The following is a 16527-nucleotide window of genomic DNA, read 5'->3' as shown; positions in this document are numbered from 1 at the left end:
CTATACTCTTTTCTTACGTAGTATGTAATGCATTTTATTTGCTATTTTATTTCATTTATGTTTAGCTTGAGCATGGTTTTATTTAGGAGGTGACATTAATGGCAGAAAAAGAAGAGCAACAAAAATTTTCTGAAGAAGAAGTGAAGGATCCACAAGAATCAAGTGTTGAAACAGATGTTGACGAAGATGTAGAAGTTGTCGATGAAGACGCATCTGAAGAAGTTGTATCATTTGAAGATACAGTTGATAAAGAAGCGTACGACAAATTGGAACAAGAAAAAACAGAATTGCAAGATAAACTGTTACGTGTTCAAGCGGAATATGATAACTTCCGTAAACGAACCAAGAAAGAAAAAGAAGCAGATTTAAAATATAAATCGCAAAATGTTGTAACAGAATTGCTACCCGTATTAGATAATTTTGAACGTGCGTTACAAGTAGAAGTTGAAGATAAAGCAGCAAAAAGTGTTGTTGATGGCTTAGAAATGGTATACCGTCAGTTGCGTTCTGTTCTTGAAGAAGAGGGTGTCGAAGAGATCGAAACAGACGGTGCAGAATTTGACCCGCATCTTCATCAGGCGGTTGCTCAAGCGGATGAAGAAGGGTATGAATCAAATCAAATTGTTGAGACCATGCAAAAAGGGTATAAATTGAAAGATCGTGTGATTCGCCCTGCAATGGTCAAAGTAAATCAATAAGTACATAGGAAGTGAAGGAGGATATAGAAAATGGGAAAAATTATTGGTATTGACTTAGGTACAACAAACTCATGTGTAGCAGTGATGGAAGGTGGAGAGTCCAAGGTAATTCCAAACCCTGAAGGGAATCGTACGACTCCGTCTGTTGTTTCCTTTAAAAATGGCGAACGTCAAATCGGTGAAGTCGCAAAGCGTCAAGCGATTACGAACCCTAATACCATTCAATCGATTAAGCGTCATATGGGAACAGATTACAAAGTAGAGGTTGAAGGAAAAGAATATACACCACAAGAAATTTCAGCGATTATTCTGCAACATTTGAAATCATATGCAGAAGATTATTTAGGCGATACAGTTGATAAAGCAGTTATTACGGTTCCGGCATACTTTAACGACGCTGAACGTCAAGCGACCAAAGATGCTGGTAAAATTGCAGGACTCGAAGTAGAGCGTATCATTAACGAACCTACAGCTGCAGCACTAGCTTATGGCATTGATAAAGCAGAAGATGACCAAACTGTACTCGTTTATGACCTTGGTGGCGGTACTTTTGATGTATCGATTCTTGACATTGGGGAAGGTACTTTCGAAGTTGTATCAACAGCAGGTGATAACCGTCTTGGTGGTGACGACTTTGACCAAGTACTGATTGATCACATGGTAGCAGAATTCAAGAAAGAAAATGGTATTGACCTTTCTCAAGATAAAATGGCATTACAGCGTTTGAAAGACGCAGCTGAAAAAGCGAAGAAAGACTTATCAGGTGTACAACAAACACAAGTGTCCTTACCATTTATTACAGCAGGAGATGCTGGTCCATTACACTTGGAAATGAATATTACGCGTGCGAAATTTGATGAGCTTTCATCAGACCTCGTTGAGAAAACAATGGGACCAACGCGTCAGGCGCTAAAAGATGCTGATATGTCCGCAAGCGAAATTGATAAAGTATTACTCGTGGGTGGTTCAACACGTATTCCAGCTGTTCAAGAAGCCATTGAGAAAGAAATTGGCAAAGAACCATCAAAAGGAGTCAATCCTGACGAAGTGGTTGCACTAGGTGCTGCTATTCAAGGTGGCGTACTTCAAGGTGACGTAAAAGATGTTGTATTATTAGACGTTACGCCATTATCTCTAGGTATTGAAACAATGGGTGGTGTAACAACAAAACTGATTGAACGTAATACAACGATTCCGACAAGTGCACAACAAGTATTCTCAACGGCAGCAGATAATCAAACAGCAGTGGATATTCATGTGCTCCAAGGTGAACGTGAAATGGCACAAGATAACAAGACGTTAGGTCGTTTCCAATTAAACGATATTCCAGCAGCGCCACGCGGTGTACCACAAATCGAAGTTTCTTTTGACATTGACGCAAACGGTATTGTCAATGTACGTGCAAAAGATTTAGGTACGAACAAAGAACAGTCAATCACTATTAAGTCTTCTTCTGGTCTTTCAGATGATGAAGTCGAGCAAATGGTGAAAGAAGCAGAAGAAAATGCTGAAGAAGATAAGAAACGTCGTGAAGAAATTGAACTTCGTAATGAAGCAGATCAACTTATCTTCCAGACAGATAAAACTATTAAAGACCTTGGCGATAAGGTAACAGATGAAGAAAAACAAAAAGCCGAATCAGCAAAAGATGAATTGCAACAGGCTTTAGATGATAACGATCAAGAACAAATTCAAGCGAAAAAAGAAGCGCTTGAGCAAGAAGTTCAAACACTAACAATGAAGCTTTATGAACAAGCACAACAAGATGCTCAAGCAAATAGCGATGCACAAGATAATCAGTCAGGGCAGGATGACGAAGTAGTCGATGCAGACTACGAAGAAGTAGATGACGAAGAAGATAAGAAATAACGATTTGCCTCAAACAAGTAAGACAAAAAGTCAAAGTCCATTTCCATGGCTTTGACTTTTTCCATGTTTCATCCGAGATGGACAGATAAATATTTGAAAATATTTATGGTTCAATGTTATGATAAAGTTTATGCAATAAACGAGCGGGAGCGTGATCAGCCAGTGAGTAATAAAGACTATTATGATATATTAGGTGTTTCAAAAAATGCATCAAAAGACGAGATCAAAAAAGCCTACCGTAAATTAGCTCGGAAATATCATCCGGACGTAAGTGAAGAAGAAAACGCGCAAGAGAAATTTAAAGAAGTAAAAGACGCATATGAAGTACTAGGAGATGAACAAAAGCGTGCGAACTACGATCAGTTTGGTACTGCAGATCCAGGTCAAGCTGGTGGTTTTGGTGGTTTCGGTGGTGCTGATGACTTTGGTGGCTTCGGAGATATTTTTGATATGTTCTTCGGAGGCGGACGCAGACGTGATCCGAATGCACCACGTCAAGGCAATGATTTACAGTATCGCATGACATTAGAGTTTGAAGAAGCGATTTTTGGTAAAGATACTGAAATCTATATTCCTCAAGAAGAATCTTGTAGTACGTGTCAAGGTTCTGGCGCAAAACCTGGTACACATCCAGAAACATGTTCACATTGTAACGGAAGTGGCCAGTTAAACATGGAACAAAATACACCATTTGGTCGTGTTGTTAATCGAAGAGCATGTCACCATTGTCAAGGAACTGGAAAAATGATTAAAGATAAATGTACGACTTGTGGTGGCGATGGTCGCGTGAAAACGCGTAAAACCATTCAAATTAACATTCCAGCAGGTATTGATCATGGTCAACAGATACGTGTGGCTGGAAAAGGTGAAGAAGGCGTAAATGGGGGTCCTCCAGGCGACTTATATGTTGTTGTTCAAGTTCAACCACATGAATTTTATGAACGCGAAGGAGACCATATTTTCTGTGAAATGCCAGTCACATTCACACAAGCTGCATTAGGTGATGAAGTAGAAGTACCTACTGTTCATGGACGCGTGAAATTGAAGATCCCAGCTGGTACGCAAAATGGGAAAACCTTCAGATTAAAAGGAAAAGGTGCACCGAACGTTCATGGTCAAGGTCATGGCGATCAACATGTTAGAATTCGTGTTGTCACACCAACAAACTTAACTGACAGACAGAAGGAATTGTTGCGAGAATTTCATGAGATTAGTGGAAACAAGCCAGCTGATGAACAAGAAGACACCTTTTTTCAAAGAGTGAAACGCGCGTTCAAAGGTGAATAAATCATAAAAGTGAGTTGATCTGTTTGAAGTGGACTGAATTGAGTATTTACACGACAAATGAAGCGATTGAGCCGATTTCAAACATTCTTCATGAAGCCGGTGCTAGCGGTGTGGTGATTGAAGATAAAGCAGATTTGGAAGCGGAATGGGATTCAATGTATGGCGAAGTTTATGAACTAGACCCAGCTGATTATCCTGAAGAAGGTGTACGCCTCAAGGCTTATCTACCTGTAAACAGTTTTCTAGGCGAAACAGTATCTGAAATTAAACAAGCGATTAACAATTTACTCGTACATGATATTGATATTGGCCTCAACAAAATTACATTAAGTGAAGTCAATGAAGAAGATTGGGCAACTGCTTGGAAAAAGTATTATAAACCGGTGAAAATTTCTGATAAAGTCACCATAACGCTACGTGGGAAGATTACCAACCGGTTACCTCCGATGAAATTATTATCGAATTAGACCCGGGAATGGCATTTGGTACAGGTACGCATCCGACCACCGTACTTAGTATACAAGCTTTAGAACGGTATATTCAGACAGATGATCAAGTGATTGATGTTGGGTGTGGATCGGGTGTGTTAAGTATTGCGTCGATTTTATTCGGCGCAACACACGTATCTGCCTATGATTTAGATGATGTCGCTGTAAAAAGTACCACCATTAATGCAAAATTAAATAAGGTGGACGAACAAATTCATGCAAAGCAAAATAACTTATTAGATAACGTCACAATCCAACCGGATGTCATTGTTTCAAATATTTTAGCCGAAGTTATACTACGTTTTGAAAAACAGGCGTTTCATTTGGTGAAACCGGGTGGCTATTTTATTACTTCAGGTATTATTCAAACGAAAAAGGATGAAGTAAAACATGCCTTAGTCAAAATCGGTTTCGATATTATCGAGGAAAACAAAATGGAAGACTGGATTTCATTCATCGCTCAAAAACCGTTAGAGAGCAGGTGATGATTTGCAACGTTATTTCATCGATGAAGAGAATTGGACAAAGGATCAAGTGACGATACACGGCGATGATGCTCATCATATCATACGCGTTATGCGAATGGAAGAAGGAAGCAAAGTGATTTGTAATCGGCCAGACGGGGTATCTGCACGTTGTCAAATTACCGACATAAGTGATCAAGCCGTACACGCAAATGTATTAGAATGGCTTGATGAAGATCAAGAGCTTCCAGTATCTGTGACGATTGCTCAAGGTTTACCTAAAGGTGACAAATGGGACTGGATTTTGCAAAAAGGTACGGAACTAGGAGCGAATGCATTCATTCCCTTTCAAGCGAAACGATCTGTGGTGAAATGGGATGAAAAGAAAGTGAAAAAGAAAAAAGACCGCTGGCAAAAGATTGTGAAAGAAGCGAGTGAACAAACACATCGTAATTATATACCAACAGTAGCGTCAGTTTATAGTATCAATGAATTGCTAAAAGCGAGTGATAGTTATGAGCATACATTCATTGCCTATGAAGAAGAAGCGAAACAGTCTTTCCCTAATCCAACACTTTATCAAATGTTAGAAGATGTTATCCCTGGTGAGTCGATCATGATTTGCATTGGACCTGAAGGAGGATTTGCGGAAAATGAAGTACGACAGTTAAAAGAAGCTGGTTTCCAATCGATTCGATTAGGACCGCGTATTTTGAGGACTGAAACGGCTTCACTGTATGCTTTAGCTTGCTTATCATTTTATTTTGAAGAAATGAGGTGAAGAGATGACGACAGTGGCTTTTCATACGTTAGGTTGTAAAGTAAACCAGTATGAAACAGAAGGGATATGGCAAAAGTTTAAAAATGAAGGATATGAACGCGTCGATTTTGATCACCATGCCGATGTTTATGTGATTAACACGTGCACGGTAACGAATACAGGTGATAAAAAAAGTCGACAAGTCATCCGTCGAGCTGTGCGAAAAAATCCTGAAGCAGTCGTTTGTGTGACAGGGTGTTATGCACAAACTTCACCAGGAGAAATCATGGAAATTCCTGGGGTTGATATTGTCGTCGGTACTCAAGATCGTGGCAAGATGATTCAACATATTGAAGAACATCAAGAACATCGTATGCCTATTAATGGTGTTTCGAATATTATGAAAAACCGTGTATTTGAAGAAATGGATGTACCTGAGTTTTCTGATCGTACCCGAGCAAATTTAAAAATTCAAGAAGGCTGTAACAACTTCTGTACATTCTGCATTATCCCATGGTCTCGCGGTTTGTTGCGTTCACGTAAACCGGAAAATGTGTTAGATCAAGCTCAACAATTAGTTGATGCAGGATACAAAGAGATCGTCTTAACGGGTATACATACAGCAGGTTATGGTGAAGACATGAAAGATTACAATTTTGCCCAACTCCTGCGTGATTTAGAAAACCATGTCGAAGGTTTGAAACGAATTCGTATCTCTTCAATCGAAGCGAGTCAAATAACGGATGAGGTGATTGAAGTCCTCGACCGTTCAACGAAAGTCGTTCCACACTTACATATTCCGTTGCAGTCAGGTTCTAATACCGTACTAGAACGGATGCGACGGAAATATTCGACTGACTTTTATAAGAAACGGATTGAGAAGATTCAACAAGCTTTACCAGAACTGGCGATTACCTCAGATGTCATTGTTGGATTTCCAGGTGAAACAGAGGAAGAGTTTCAAGAAACAATGAATTTTGTCCGTGATATTGGTTACTCTGAATTGCATGTTTTTCCATTTTCAAAGCGTACGGGTACACCAGCCGCACGTATGGATGATCAAGTGAATGATCAAGTGAAACATCAACGTGTGCAACAGTTAATTGAGTTGTCGAACCACCAAGCATATGAATATGCCAAACGATATGAAGATGAAGTGGTAGAAGTGATTCCTGAAGAATTTGATCAAGAATATCCAAATCACTTGATCGGCTATTCGGATAATTATTTAAAAGTACGTTTTGAAGGAACGAAAGATATGATTGGTCAAATTGTCCGTGTCAAAATCACAAAAGCAGGTTACCCGTATAACGATGGTACATTTGTCCGTGTCATGGATGATGAAGCATTGAAAATATAAAACAGTTGACCTATTTCAATCATTGTATTATAATGTATAAGACATATGCTATAGATACATATGTTGATGAATTTATTTGTTCGCTTCGGAGGGAGGGAAATTAGCATGGCTAACACAACTCGCGTGCGTAAAAACGAGTCGCTTGATGACGCTCTTCGTCGCTTTAAACGTGATGTTTCCAAATCGGGTACATTATCTGAATATCGTAAGCGTGAATTTTATGAAAAACCTAGCGTTCGTCGTAAGAAAAAGTCTGAGAATGCTAGAAAGCGTAAATAAAGAGGGTGTAAAATCATAATGGCTATTGTGAATCAATTGAACCAGGATATGAAGCAAGCGATGAAGGATAAGGATAAGCCCAAGTTAAATGTTATCCGAATGGTAAAATCTGCTCTTCAAAATGAAGCCATTAAGTTGCAAAAAGATGATTTGAATGAGGAAGAAGAACTCACTGTTCTAGCAAGAGAGCTAAAACAGAGAAAAGACTCCCTCCAAGAATTTCAAGATGCTGGACGTGATGATTTAGTTGAAAATCTTCAACATGAAATACAAGTGATTCAAGCATATATGCCGACCCCATTAACAGATGATGAACTTGATGAAGTTGTAAAAGAAACAATCAAAGAAGTTCAAGCTGAATCTAAGCAAGATATGGGTAAGGTAATGGGTGCTTTGATGCCAAAAGTGAAAGGTAAGGCAGATGGCACTAAGGTGAATCAAGTCGTGCAAAAACATCTTACGTAAATGATTAAGATAACCCACTATAATAAGACTAACCAAATCCTTAGCCTACACTATAGGTTAAGGATTTTTTACACTTTTATTTGCAATCATTCGATGAACTACGCTTAACCTCGATTCATTATTTTTTAATGATACTAATGAAATCGTCACCAACCATTAATAATTTTATGAAACCTTTGACGTTTTACCTTCGTATAAAGTGTAAGAAAGATGAAGTTGAATGGAGAAGGGAGGGATATGATGAGAAGGAGAGCACTTATCATTGGATTGGTTTTGATTATGTTTGGCCTCTTCAGTAGTCCATTATGTGCTACCCCTCAAGCAGAAACCGCTGAGGATGTTGGTTCAGGAAGTCTCGTTTATATTGTACCGATCGAGAATGAGGTCGAAAGAGGTTTAGAGGCTTTTTTACGAAGAGCGACAGAAGAAGCGGCTGCTAATCAAGCAGATCATATGATTTTTGAAATCAATACACCTGGTGGAGCGGTTGCTGCTGCACAAAATATAGCTGAGCTCCTACAAGATATGGAGATTGAAACCACTTCGTTTGTTACCGTGAAAGCTATATCAGCTGGTTCTTACATAGCGTTAAACACAGATCATATTTATTTCAAACCGCAAGCCAGCATGGGGGCCAGTGGTGTAATAACAAGTGATGGGAACGCCGCTGACAAAAAAACGCAATCTGCCTGGATCGCGAGTATGGAAAGTGCTGCAACATCCAAAGGGCGTGACCCACTCTATGCTCGAGCAATGGCTGATAAATCTATTGATCTAAGTGAATATGGTGCACCAAAAGGAGAATTCCTTACATTAGGTGCTGAATCTGCAGTAGAAGTTGACTACGCTGAGGCGATTGTTGACAATCGTAAAGCGCTATTAAAAGAATTAAACCTAACAGGAGCTGAAACAGTTGAAGTAGAGCCTACACTTGCTGAACATATTGCGCGGTTTATCACCAATCCAGTGGTCGTTCCGATCTTATTGTCCTTAGCGAGTATGGGGCTCATTGTTGAACTCTATTCACCAGGGTTTGGTATTCCTGGATCCATCGGAATTGGATCGCTTGTTCTCTTTTTCTATGGTCATATTATTGCAGGTTTAGCTGGTTATGAAGCCATCGTATTATTGATGATAGGAATTGTGTTATTAATTATTGAATTATTCACTCCAGGTGGTATTTTAGGGTTCATAGGGGTAGGTGCGATCGTTGGTTCATTGTTTATGTCGACTGATGATGTCGGACATATGGCGATGAGCATTGCGATTGCACTAATCACAGCCATAGCTCTCTCGGTAATTTTATTTAAAATCATTGGAGTGGAAAAAGGCTTCTTTCGCCATATTATTTTACAAGATGCAACGACGGCTGAAGAAGGTTATGTATCGAATGCCAATCGATTAGAGTTGATTGGATTACAAGGAGTCACTTTAACCCAATTACGACCATCGGGAGCGGCTGAGTTTAATGAAGAGCGACTTGATGTTGTATCAGAAGGAAGTTTTGTAGCAAAAGACCGACCAGTAAAAATTATTAAAGTGGAAGGTTCACGAATTGTTGTAAAAGAGATTCAAACATAAACATTGAAGGAGGATATGAACATGGATTACGGACAGTTAGTACCAATTATTGGTGTTGCATTAATTGTTATTGCAGTGATTATATTATTTACCTTTATTCCAGTCATGCTATGGATTAGTGCATTAGCAGCCGGGGTGAAAGTCAGTATTTTTACACTTGTAGGGATGCGTTTAAGACGAGTTGTCCCGTCTCGTGTCATTAACCCGTTAATTAAAGCACATAAAGCTGGTTTAGGTGTGACAACAAATCAGTTGGAAAGTCATTACTTAGCAGGTGGTAACGTAGACCGAGTCGTCAATGCGTTAATTGCTGCACAACGGGCTAATATTGAGTTGAGTTTTGAACGATGTGCTGCGATTGATTTAGCAGGTCGTGATGTATTAGAAGCTGTACAAATGAGTGTAAATCCAAAAGTTATTGAAACTCCATTTATTGCGGGTATTGCTATGGATGGTATTGAAGTAAAAGCAAAAGCTAGAATCACTGTTCGCGCTAACATTGATCGACTCGTAGGTGGTGCTGGCGAAGATACAGTGATCGCTCGTGTCGGTGAGGGAGTCGTTAGTACAATTGGTAGTTCACAAGCACATACGGAAGTGTTGGAAGACCCTGATTCGATCTCGCATAATGTGCTTAATCGAGGCTTGGATGCAGGAACCGCTTTTGAAATATTATCTATTGATATTGCTGATGTTGACGTAGGTAAGAACATCGGTGCGATCTTGCAGACAGATCAAGCAGAAGCAGATAAAAATATTGCTCAAGCTAAAGCAGAAGAACGTCGTGCGATGGCAGTCGCTCAAGAACAAGAAATGATGGCGAAAGTACAAGAAATGCGCGCGAAAGTGGTGGAAGCTGAAGCAGAAGTTCCACAAGCACTGGCAGCAGCATTACGTTCTGGACATATGGGTGTGATGGATTACATGAATTACAAGAATATTGACGCTGATACAGATATGCGTGATTCAATTGGTAAATTAACCGATAATAATGAGGAAAATGATGATCAAGATAACAACTAATTGCATATGGTTCTTTTACGAAAGAAAGGAGGGGGCAAATGGATGAGCTACTAGGAATTATTATACCGATTCTGACAATTGGTGCGTGGCTCTTGAGTTTGATGAAAAATGCTGATGAACAAGAAGAAAAACCTGTCCGCCCTAAACAAACGTCATCGTCACCATCATATGAAACGATAGAGACAGAACCAGAACTTGCGGATGTAAGGACATCGGAAACAACAGATGAACCCGTATTTCAGTCTAGCTATGAAGAGCAAAGACAAGCACAAGCCGAACGACTAAAAGAAAAGTATGAACAATCTAAAGAGATACAAGCACAATCGAGTTCTCATGATGCTATTTTAGAGGAAGGAACGCCTGTTGCATATAAGAAAGACGAGAGTCTCTCTACTTCCTTATCAATTCAGCAAAACCTTACGAAAAAAGGTATCACTCAAGGGATCATTATGGCTGAAGTATTAGGTCCGCCAAGAGCCCATCAAAAACGATTGCCCCATCGAAATAAATAATAAACAAAAAAGCTGTTTGAGGCATTGCGCCTTAGGCAGCTTTTTTTCATTTCGTGGGAACATTTACAAGGTTCTGATTTTTTTTGATGATCATACAATGTATTTGAGGGGAGGCTGTCATCATGAGCAAACTCAAGCAAAGAATAGGGAGTATGCTACAACAAACATTTGATCTACCTTCCGAAGTAACACTCGAATTACCGAGAATAACCATGGTTGGATCGATCCATGCATATATCGAAAATCATCATGGATTATTAGTCTTCCAAGATCAAGAGTTACGCGTAAAAGTATATGGTGGTTTTGTTCGTATTAAAGGTGAACGCTTTGTTTTAAAAATGATGATAGAACAAGAAATACTATTAGAAGGAACGATTAACGAAGTTACCTTTCATTCAGATAAAGAACGGTAAACCAAGGGGGAGTCGAAGTGTTTTACAAGCGGCAAAATTGGTTCAAGGGATCTTGTACAATCCAAGTAAAAGGGGACTTTCCAGAACGTTTTTTTGACTTTTGTGTAAGAAAAGGCATCCAAGTATGGAATGTTCGCAGACAGAATCAAACAACTTGCCAAGGTACGATTTACGTCAGTGATTTATCTCAGATACGAAGGTTAAAACGAGAAACAATATACAAAATTCGTCTCCAAAAGGGACAAGGATTCCCTTTTTTAGTAAAAGCAACTTTGCGTCAAAAACCCTTGATGATTGGATCTATACTGGCGGTTCTGTTTATTTTTATACTTTCAAATATTGTTTGGAAAATAGAAATCGAAGGATTAAATGAAGACCTAGAGCGGAAAGTAACAAAACAACTCGAATCCTATGGTGTTTATGAAGGTAATTTCCAATGGAGCCTTGAGTCACCTGGTGTGTTGCAGCGAAAACTACTAGAGGATATCCCCGAATTGTTGTGGGTCGGTATTTCAAAAACAGGGGTGTCTTATCATTTAGAAGGTGTTGAAAAAACAATCGTGGAAGAGTCAGAAAACACCCCTGCGAGTCATTTAGTAGCCGAAAAAGAAGGAGTAGTTGTCGATTTATATGTTGAAAAAGGACAACCATTAGTCAAACAAAATGATACTGTACATGTGAATGAACGGTTAATATCAGGAATCCTTGGTGAAGAAGAAGAAATGGAAGAGAAAGATTCTGATAATCCTCCTGTAGCAGCAGAAGGGGAAGTCATTGCGAAGGTTTGGTACCGAAGTGAAGTCGCTATACCTCTACGTGATTCTTACGGTGTATTAACAGGAGATTCGGAGAATAAATATTATGTTCATGCATCAAACAAGCTCTTTCCAATATGGAATTTTAGAAATCCAGATTATCATGATTATCAAATAGAAGTGGAAGAACGCTCCTTTTACTTTTTAAAATGGAAATTACCTTTTTCTTTCGTCAAGCAGACAGTTTACCAAAAAGAAAAAATAGAAGTGGATCGAACCAGTAAAACAGCAAAGACATTGGCTTTACAACAGTCCAGAAGGAAATTGCGTCAAGAAATTGGAGTCGATGGTGAAATTATTGATGAAAAAATTTTGCACGAAAAAGAAGAGAATGGTAAAGTGAAAATAACGCTATACTACACGGTAGAAGAAGACATTGTAAAAAGACAACCCATTTCTCAAGGAGATTGATTATGACCGAAGAGTTAAAACGAATGGATTTACAATTAGAAAGCCCAAATGAAGCATTAAGCTTATTTGGCACCGAGGATCGTCATTTAAAACAATTAGAAGAGCAACTTCCTGTAACGATTGTATCTCGTGGAGAACAGGTGAGTGTGTCAGGTGGTAATACAGATATTGCCATTGTTCAAGATGTGTTAAATGGTTTATTATCGATCATTCGTAAAGGAATTACGATAAGTGAACGAGACGTCATTTATGCTGTTGATTTAGCCCAAAAGGGAAAAATCGATCAATTTGAAGCATTATTTGAAGATGAAATTACGAAAAATGCAAAGGGTCATCCGATACGGGTGAAAACTTTAGGTCAACGTAGCTATTTGCAAGCGATGAAACAAAATGATTTAGTATTTGGCATTGGACCTGCTGGAACGGGAAAAACGTTTATCGCTGTTGTCATGGCGATCAGCGCTTTAAAAAATGGATCGGTGAAACGCATTATTCTAACGAGACCTGCTGTTGAAGCTGGTGAGAGCCTTGGTTTCTTACCTGGTGATCTTAAAGAAAAGGTCGATCCTTATTTACGTCCGTTATATGATGCCTTACATGACATATTAGGTACAGAGCATACGATGCGATTGATTGAAAGAGGAACGATTGAGATTGCACCACTAGCATACATGCGTGGTCGTACATTAGATGATGCATTTGTCATTTTAGATGAAGCGCAAAATACAACTAGTGCTCAAATGAGGATGTTTTTAACGCGATTAGGGTTCGGTTCAAAAATGGTAATCACTGGGGATATTACTCAAGTGGATTTGCCGAAAGGCGTGCAATCTGGCTTGGTAGAAGCAAAAGATAAGCTAGCGGGTATTAAAGGAATACAGATTACATATTTAACCCAATCCGATGTAGTACGACACCCCATAGTACAAAAAGTGATTGAAGCATATGATACATCAAATTAATCCCAGAAAGAGAACTTGGTAACTATAACCAAGTTCTCTTTCAGATGTCTACAAAACGCATGATTTATTTTAAAGTCGTTGAAAAAATGATAAAGTAAACATAACGATTATTTCACCGTTGCACCCTGATCATAAAGGTGAATCAGCAAAAATGAAGGAGGCAAAATAGAATGCACATTGATTTCCATGATGAAACAAATATCGTAACCGAAGAATATGTTGATTTGATCGAACGGTTGTTAACATATGCAGCCAACCAAGAGAATTTACCCACGAATACGGAATTATCAGTGTCGTTTGTAGATAATCATGAAATTCAAATTCTCAATCGAAATTATCGTCAACTCGATAAACCAACTGATGTGTTATCCTTTGCACTAGAAGATGAAGTTGATGGAGAAGTCGCAATTACTGGTCATGACTTACCGTTAATTCTTGGTGATATTGTGATATCAGTCGACAAGACGAGAGAACAAGCGAATGATTATAAACATTCATTTGAAAGAGAAATTGGTTTTCTAGCACTGCATGGTTTCTTGCATTTGCTTGGTTATGATCATATCGAGGAGGATGACGAACAAAAAATGGTGTCACGACAGAAGGAGATTCTCGATGGCTTCGGTTTACCGCGGTAAGCATACGATGTTACGAGCATTTCGTTTTGCCTTTGATGGATTAAAGCTAGCGCTTGCTACGGAACGCAATGTAAAAATTCATATCTTTGTCGCAAGTGTAGTGATTATTGCTGGTTTACTGTCCTCTTTATCAGTAATTGAATGGGTGCTTTTGTCTTTAACCATCAGCTCTGTTATTGCCTTTGAATTAGTCAATACAGCGATTGAAACAGCGTTGGATTATTTATCACCGGAATGGAGCAAAGAAATTGGTCAAGCCAAAGACTTAGCAGCAGCAGCTGTCTTTGTCGTCACCATTGCTTCTGTATGTATTGCCTGTTTCATATTTTTACCAAAATGGTTTTAACTTGTATGGTTATCACTAGTTTTGTCGAATATATGAAATGATTGAGAAAGTATAGTATGATAGTAACAAAGGGTGCATGGAAATATGCAACAAGATAGCGGAGGATCTAGACATGGAACAATCATATAAATCAGGATTTATAGCCATAGTAGGCAGGCCCAATGTAGGGAAATCTACATTTATGAACTATGTGATCGGTCAAAAAATTGCCATTATGAGTGACAAATCACAAACCACACGAAACAAAATACAAGGCGTGTATACAGACGCTCATCAACAAGTCATCTTTATCGATACGCCTGGTATGCATAAGCCGAAGCACAAACTCGGAGATTTTATGGTAAAAATGACTGAAAACGCTTTAAATGAAGTAGATGCGATTTTATTTATGATTAACGCTGATGAAGGGTATGGACGTGGCGACCAATTTATCATGGATAAAATGCAAAATGTGAATAAGCCCGTTTTTTTAGTCATTAATAAAATTGATTTGGTGCATCCCGATGAATTACTACCCCTGATTCAGCAATATAAGGACAAGTACCCGTTTGAGGAAATTGTTCCGATCTCAGCTTTGGAAGGAAACAATGTAAATCGGTTGATGGACATTTTCTCTGAATATTTGCCTGAGGGACCACAGTATTATCCAGAAGATCACGTGACTGATCACCCTGAACGGTTTATCATTAGTGAATTTATTCGTGAAAAGGTCTTAGAGCTGACGAGAGAAGAAATTCCGCATTCCATTGCTGTTGTGATCGATCAAATTGATGAAAGAGATGATGATCAGAAGCTTTTGGTGCAAGCGACCATCATGGTAGAACGTAAATCACAAAAAGGTATCATTATTGGAAAACAAGGAAAGATGTTAAAACAAGTCGGTATGCTGGCAAGGCAGGATATTGAACGTTTACTGGGAAACAAAGTATACTTAGAGCTTTGGGTGAAAGTACAAGAAAATTGGCGAAATAAACCAAACCAGTTACAAGAATTCGGCTATCGTCAAGATGAATATTAATTACCACAAGAAGGAAAGTTTGATTTATCAGTATTTCAGTCCACATGGTAAATATTATAATTCATGATCTTTGTGAATCCGCTCAATCTATAAATGAACACAATGAAAGATTACCCAACAGAAAGGTGAGGTTTATTGTGATCGATGTACCGTGGAAAATCTTTAGTCAAACGGGAAATATTGAAGCGTATTTGTGGATGAAAGAAATAGAAGGTGAGATAGAGAAAGATGATACTTATGAGCCAGATGATACAATTTTAGAGGACACTCGTTCATAAATAAAGAAAGGGATTGGTGAAGCTCGTGTTTGAAAAAATGGATGGCTTCATTTTAAAAACACATGATTATGGGGAAACGCACAAAATCGTTACATTACTAACCGCAAATGCAGGAAAGGTAGGAGCGATTGCGAAGGGTGCTAAGAAAACAAAAAGTCGAATGGCTGCTATAACGCAGCCATTTATTCATGGTAGTTATTTAATTCAGTTAGGATCTAATTTAGCGACACTACAACAAGGTGAAGTGATTTCCTCTTTTCGTTCGATTCGGGAAGATATCTTTAAAACAGCCTTTGTTAGTTATTTAGCAGAACTGACGGATAAATTAATCGATGATAAGCAATTCAATCCGAAGATCTATCACCAATTATTACATACGGTTCAAAGGATTGATCAAGAGGCTGATGCTCAGGTTTTAGCGATGATCTATGAATGGAAAATGTATAAGGAGGCTGGCTTTGCACCAGTTATCCATCAATGTGTTCACTGTGGAAAGAGAGAGCAATTCGCTGGTTTTTCGATTGCAGAAGGCGGTGTATTGTGTCGGCGTTGTCAATCAATGGACCCTCATTTTACGCCACTTCATGAAAAATTACTGAAACTCTTGGAAGTTTTCGATTATGTAGAGATGGATCAAATTGGTGATATTTCTATTAAAGAAGAAAACAAACATAAACTACAAGCAATAATGGATCGGTACTATGAGTATTATGGCGGGTATTATATGAAGACGAAGCGATTTTTGAAACAACTCGACTCACTTTCCACTTTAAATGATTGACAAGGTATTATTTTTTACGTATGATTTAATAATGTAAATAAAATAGTGTTCACTGCATTGAAAGAGAGTAGTACTGATTTCA

General features: G+C 38.6%; 18 protein-coding genes, 1 pseudogene and 1 other annotated feature (1 of these 20 only partly in view). All 19 genes and pseudogenes read left to right on the top strand.

The window, feature by feature from the left end; all coding sequences use genetic code 11:
• The first annotated feature begins 98 nt into the window (after positions 1–98).
• Positions 99–698, top strand: coding sequence for a nucleotide exchange factor GrpE (gene grpE / locus J416_RS05595; protein WP_003466581.1), 600 nt, complete (start codon positions 99–101; stop codon positions 696–698).
• Between the two features lie 30 nt (positions 699–728).
• Positions 729–2567, top strand: a complete 1839-nt coding sequence (gene dnaK, locus J416_RS05590) for a molecular chaperone DnaK (RefSeq protein ID WP_003466578.1) — start codon at positions 729–731, stop codon at positions 2565–2567.
• A gap of 162 nt (positions 2568–2729) precedes the next feature.
• Positions 2730–3854 (top strand): molecular chaperone DnaJ, encoded by a 1125-nt coding sequence (gene dnaJ / locus J416_RS05585; RefSeq protein WP_003466575.1) that lies wholly within the window; start codon positions 2730–2732, stop codon positions 3852–3854.
• 23 nt (positions 3855–3877) lie between these two features.
• Positions 3878–4827: pseudogene (gene prmA / locus J416_RS05580) on the top strand (50S ribosomal protein L11 methyltransferase).
• Positions 4828–4831: 4 nt separating this feature from the next.
• Positions 4832–5587 (top strand): 16S rRNA (uracil(1498)-N(3))-methyltransferase, encoded by a 756-nt coding sequence (locus J416_RS05575; RefSeq protein ID WP_003466568.1) that lies wholly within the window; start codon positions 4832–4834, stop codon positions 5585–5587.
• Between the two features lie 4 nt (positions 5588–5591).
• Positions 5592–6926, top strand: coding sequence for a tRNA (N(6)-L-threonylcarbamoyladenosine(37)-C(2))-methylthiotransferase MtaB (gene mtaB, locus J416_RS05570; RefSeq protein WP_003466563.1), 1335 nt, complete (start codon positions 5592–5594; stop codon positions 6924–6926).
• Positions 6927–7031: 105 nt separating this feature from the next.
• Entirely contained in the window at positions 7032–7205 is a 174-nt protein-coding gene (rpsU, locus tag J416_RS05565; RefSeq protein WP_003466560.1) for a 30S ribosomal protein S21, read from the top strand.
• Positions 7206–7223: 18 nt separating this feature from the next.
• The gene (locus J416_RS05560) at positions 7224–7670 is read left to right on the top strand and encodes a GatB/YqeY domain-containing protein (protein ID WP_003466554.1); all 447 of its coding nucleotides are present in this window, start codon (positions 7224–7226) and stop codon (positions 7668–7670) included.
• A gap of 240 nt (positions 7671–7910) precedes the next feature.
• A complete protein-coding gene (locus tag J416_RS05555; protein WP_003466553.1) occupies positions 7911–9251 on the top strand; it encodes an NfeD family protein in 1341 nt (446 codons plus the stop codon).
• A 21-nt stretch (positions 9252–9272) separates the two neighbouring features.
• Positions 9273–10274, top strand: a complete 1002-nt coding sequence (gene floA, locus J416_RS05550) for a flotillin-like protein FloA (RefSeq protein WP_003466550.1) — start codon at positions 9273–9275, stop codon at positions 10272–10274.
• Positions 10275–10312: 38 nt separating this feature from the next.
• A complete protein-coding gene (locus J416_RS05545; RefSeq protein WP_003466548.1) occupies positions 10313–10786 on the top strand; it encodes a hypothetical protein in 474 nt (157 codons plus the stop codon).
• A 122-nt stretch (positions 10787–10908) separates the two neighbouring features.
• Entirely contained in the window at positions 10909–11199 is a 291-nt protein-coding gene (gene yqfC, locus J416_RS05540; protein WP_003466546.1) for a sporulation protein YqfC, read from the top strand.
• Positions 11200–11216: 17 nt separating this feature from the next.
• Positions 11217–12425 carry a sporulation protein YqfD gene (gene yqfD / locus J416_RS05535; RefSeq protein WP_003466544.1) on the top strand — a complete coding sequence of 403 codons (1209 nt, stop codon included), beginning with the start codon at positions 11217–11219 and terminating at the stop codon, positions 12423–12425.
• 2 nt (positions 12426–12427) lie between these two features.
• On the top strand, positions 12428–13387 hold the full coding sequence (locus tag J416_RS05530) for a PhoH family protein (protein WP_003466543.1): 960 nt from the start codon (positions 12428–12430) through the stop codon (positions 13385–13387).
• A gap of 170 nt (positions 13388–13557) precedes the next feature.
• Entirely contained in the window at positions 13558–14022 is a 465-nt protein-coding gene (ybeY, locus tag J416_RS05525) for an rRNA maturation RNase YbeY (RefSeq protein WP_003466541.1), read from the top strand.
• Positions 14000–14368 carry a diacylglycerol kinase family protein gene (locus tag J416_RS05520; protein WP_003466539.1) on the top strand — a complete coding sequence of 123 codons (369 nt, stop codon included), beginning with the start codon at positions 14000–14002 and terminating at the stop codon, positions 14366–14368. Before ybeY ends, J416_RS05520 begins: the two co-directional genes overlap by 23 nt.
• A gap of 112 nt (positions 14369–14480) precedes the next feature.
• The gene (gene era / locus J416_RS05515) at positions 14481–15386 is read left to right on the top strand and encodes a GTPase Era (RefSeq protein WP_003466537.1); all 906 of its coding nucleotides are present in this window, start codon (positions 14481–14483) and stop codon (positions 15384–15386) included.
• Between the two features lie 137 nt (positions 15387–15523).
• Positions 15524–15664, top strand: coding sequence for a YqzL family protein (locus J416_RS15355; RefSeq protein ID WP_003466535.1), 141 nt, complete (start codon positions 15524–15526; stop codon positions 15662–15664).
• Positions 15665–15689: 25 nt separating this feature from the next.
• On the top strand, positions 15690–16445 hold the full coding sequence (gene recO, locus J416_RS05510) for a DNA repair protein RecO (protein WP_003466534.1): 756 nt from the start codon (positions 15690–15692) through the stop codon (positions 16443–16445).
• Positions 16446–16493: 48 nt separating this feature from the next.
• Positions 16494–16527, top strand: a binding site (T-box leader) (it continues 144 nt past the right edge of the window).

Source organism: Gracilibacillus halophilus YIM-C55.5 (assembly GCF_000359605.1).
Taxonomy (GTDB): Bacteria; Bacillota; Bacilli; order Bacillales; family Amphibacillaceae; genus Gracilibacillus; species Gracilibacillus halophilus.
This window is presented reverse-complemented; position numbering and strand designations above follow the sequence as displayed.

What these genes read in the sequence shown, in the direction of transcription:
- J416_RS05520 (WP_003466539.1), top strand. Translation starts at nt 14,000, where the DNA reads ATGGCTTCGGTTTACCGCGGTAAGCATACGATGTTACGAGCATTTCGT.
- ybeY (WP_003466541.1), top strand. Translation starts at nt 13,558, where the DNA reads ATGCACATTGATTTCCATGATGAAACAAATATCGTAACCGAAGAATAT.
- mtaB (WP_003466563.1), top strand. Translation starts at nt 5,592, where the DNA reads ATGACGACAGTGGCTTTTCATACGTTAGGTTGTAAAGTAAACCAGTAT.
- yqfC (WP_003466546.1), top strand. Translation starts at nt 10,909, where the DNA reads ATGAGCAAACTCAAGCAAAGAATAGGGAGTATGCTACAACAAACATTT.
- J416_RS05530 (WP_003466543.1), top strand. Translation starts at nt 12,428, where the DNA reads ATGACCGAAGAGTTAAAACGAATGGATTTACAATTAGAAAGCCCAAAT.
- grpE (WP_003466581.1), top strand. Translation starts at nt 99, where the DNA reads ATGGCAGAAAAAGAAGAGCAACAAAAATTTTCTGAAGAAGAAGTGAAG.
- rpsU (WP_003466560.1), top strand. Translation starts at nt 7,032, where the DNA reads ATGGCTAACACAACTCGCGTGCGTAAAAACGAGTCGCTTGATGACGCT.
- J416_RS05560 (WP_003466554.1), top strand. Translation starts at nt 7,224, where the DNA reads ATGGCTATTGTGAATCAATTGAACCAGGATATGAAGCAAGCGATGAAG.
- floA (WP_003466550.1), top strand. Translation starts at nt 9,273, where the DNA reads ATGGATTACGGACAGTTAGTACCAATTATTGGTGTTGCATTAATTGTT.
- J416_RS05555 (WP_003466553.1), top strand. Translation starts at nt 7,911, where the DNA reads ATGAGAAGGAGAGCACTTATCATTGGATTGGTTTTGATTATGTTTGGC.
- dnaK (WP_003466578.1), top strand. Translation starts at nt 729, where the DNA reads ATGGGAAAAATTATTGGTATTGACTTAGGTACAACAAACTCATGTGTA.
- J416_RS05545 (WP_003466548.1), top strand. Translation starts at nt 10,313, where the DNA reads ATGGATGAGCTACTAGGAATTATTATACCGATTCTGACAATTGGTGCG.
- era (WP_003466537.1), top strand. Translation starts at nt 14,481, where the DNA reads ATGGAACAATCATATAAATCAGGATTTATAGCCATAGTAGGCAGGCCC.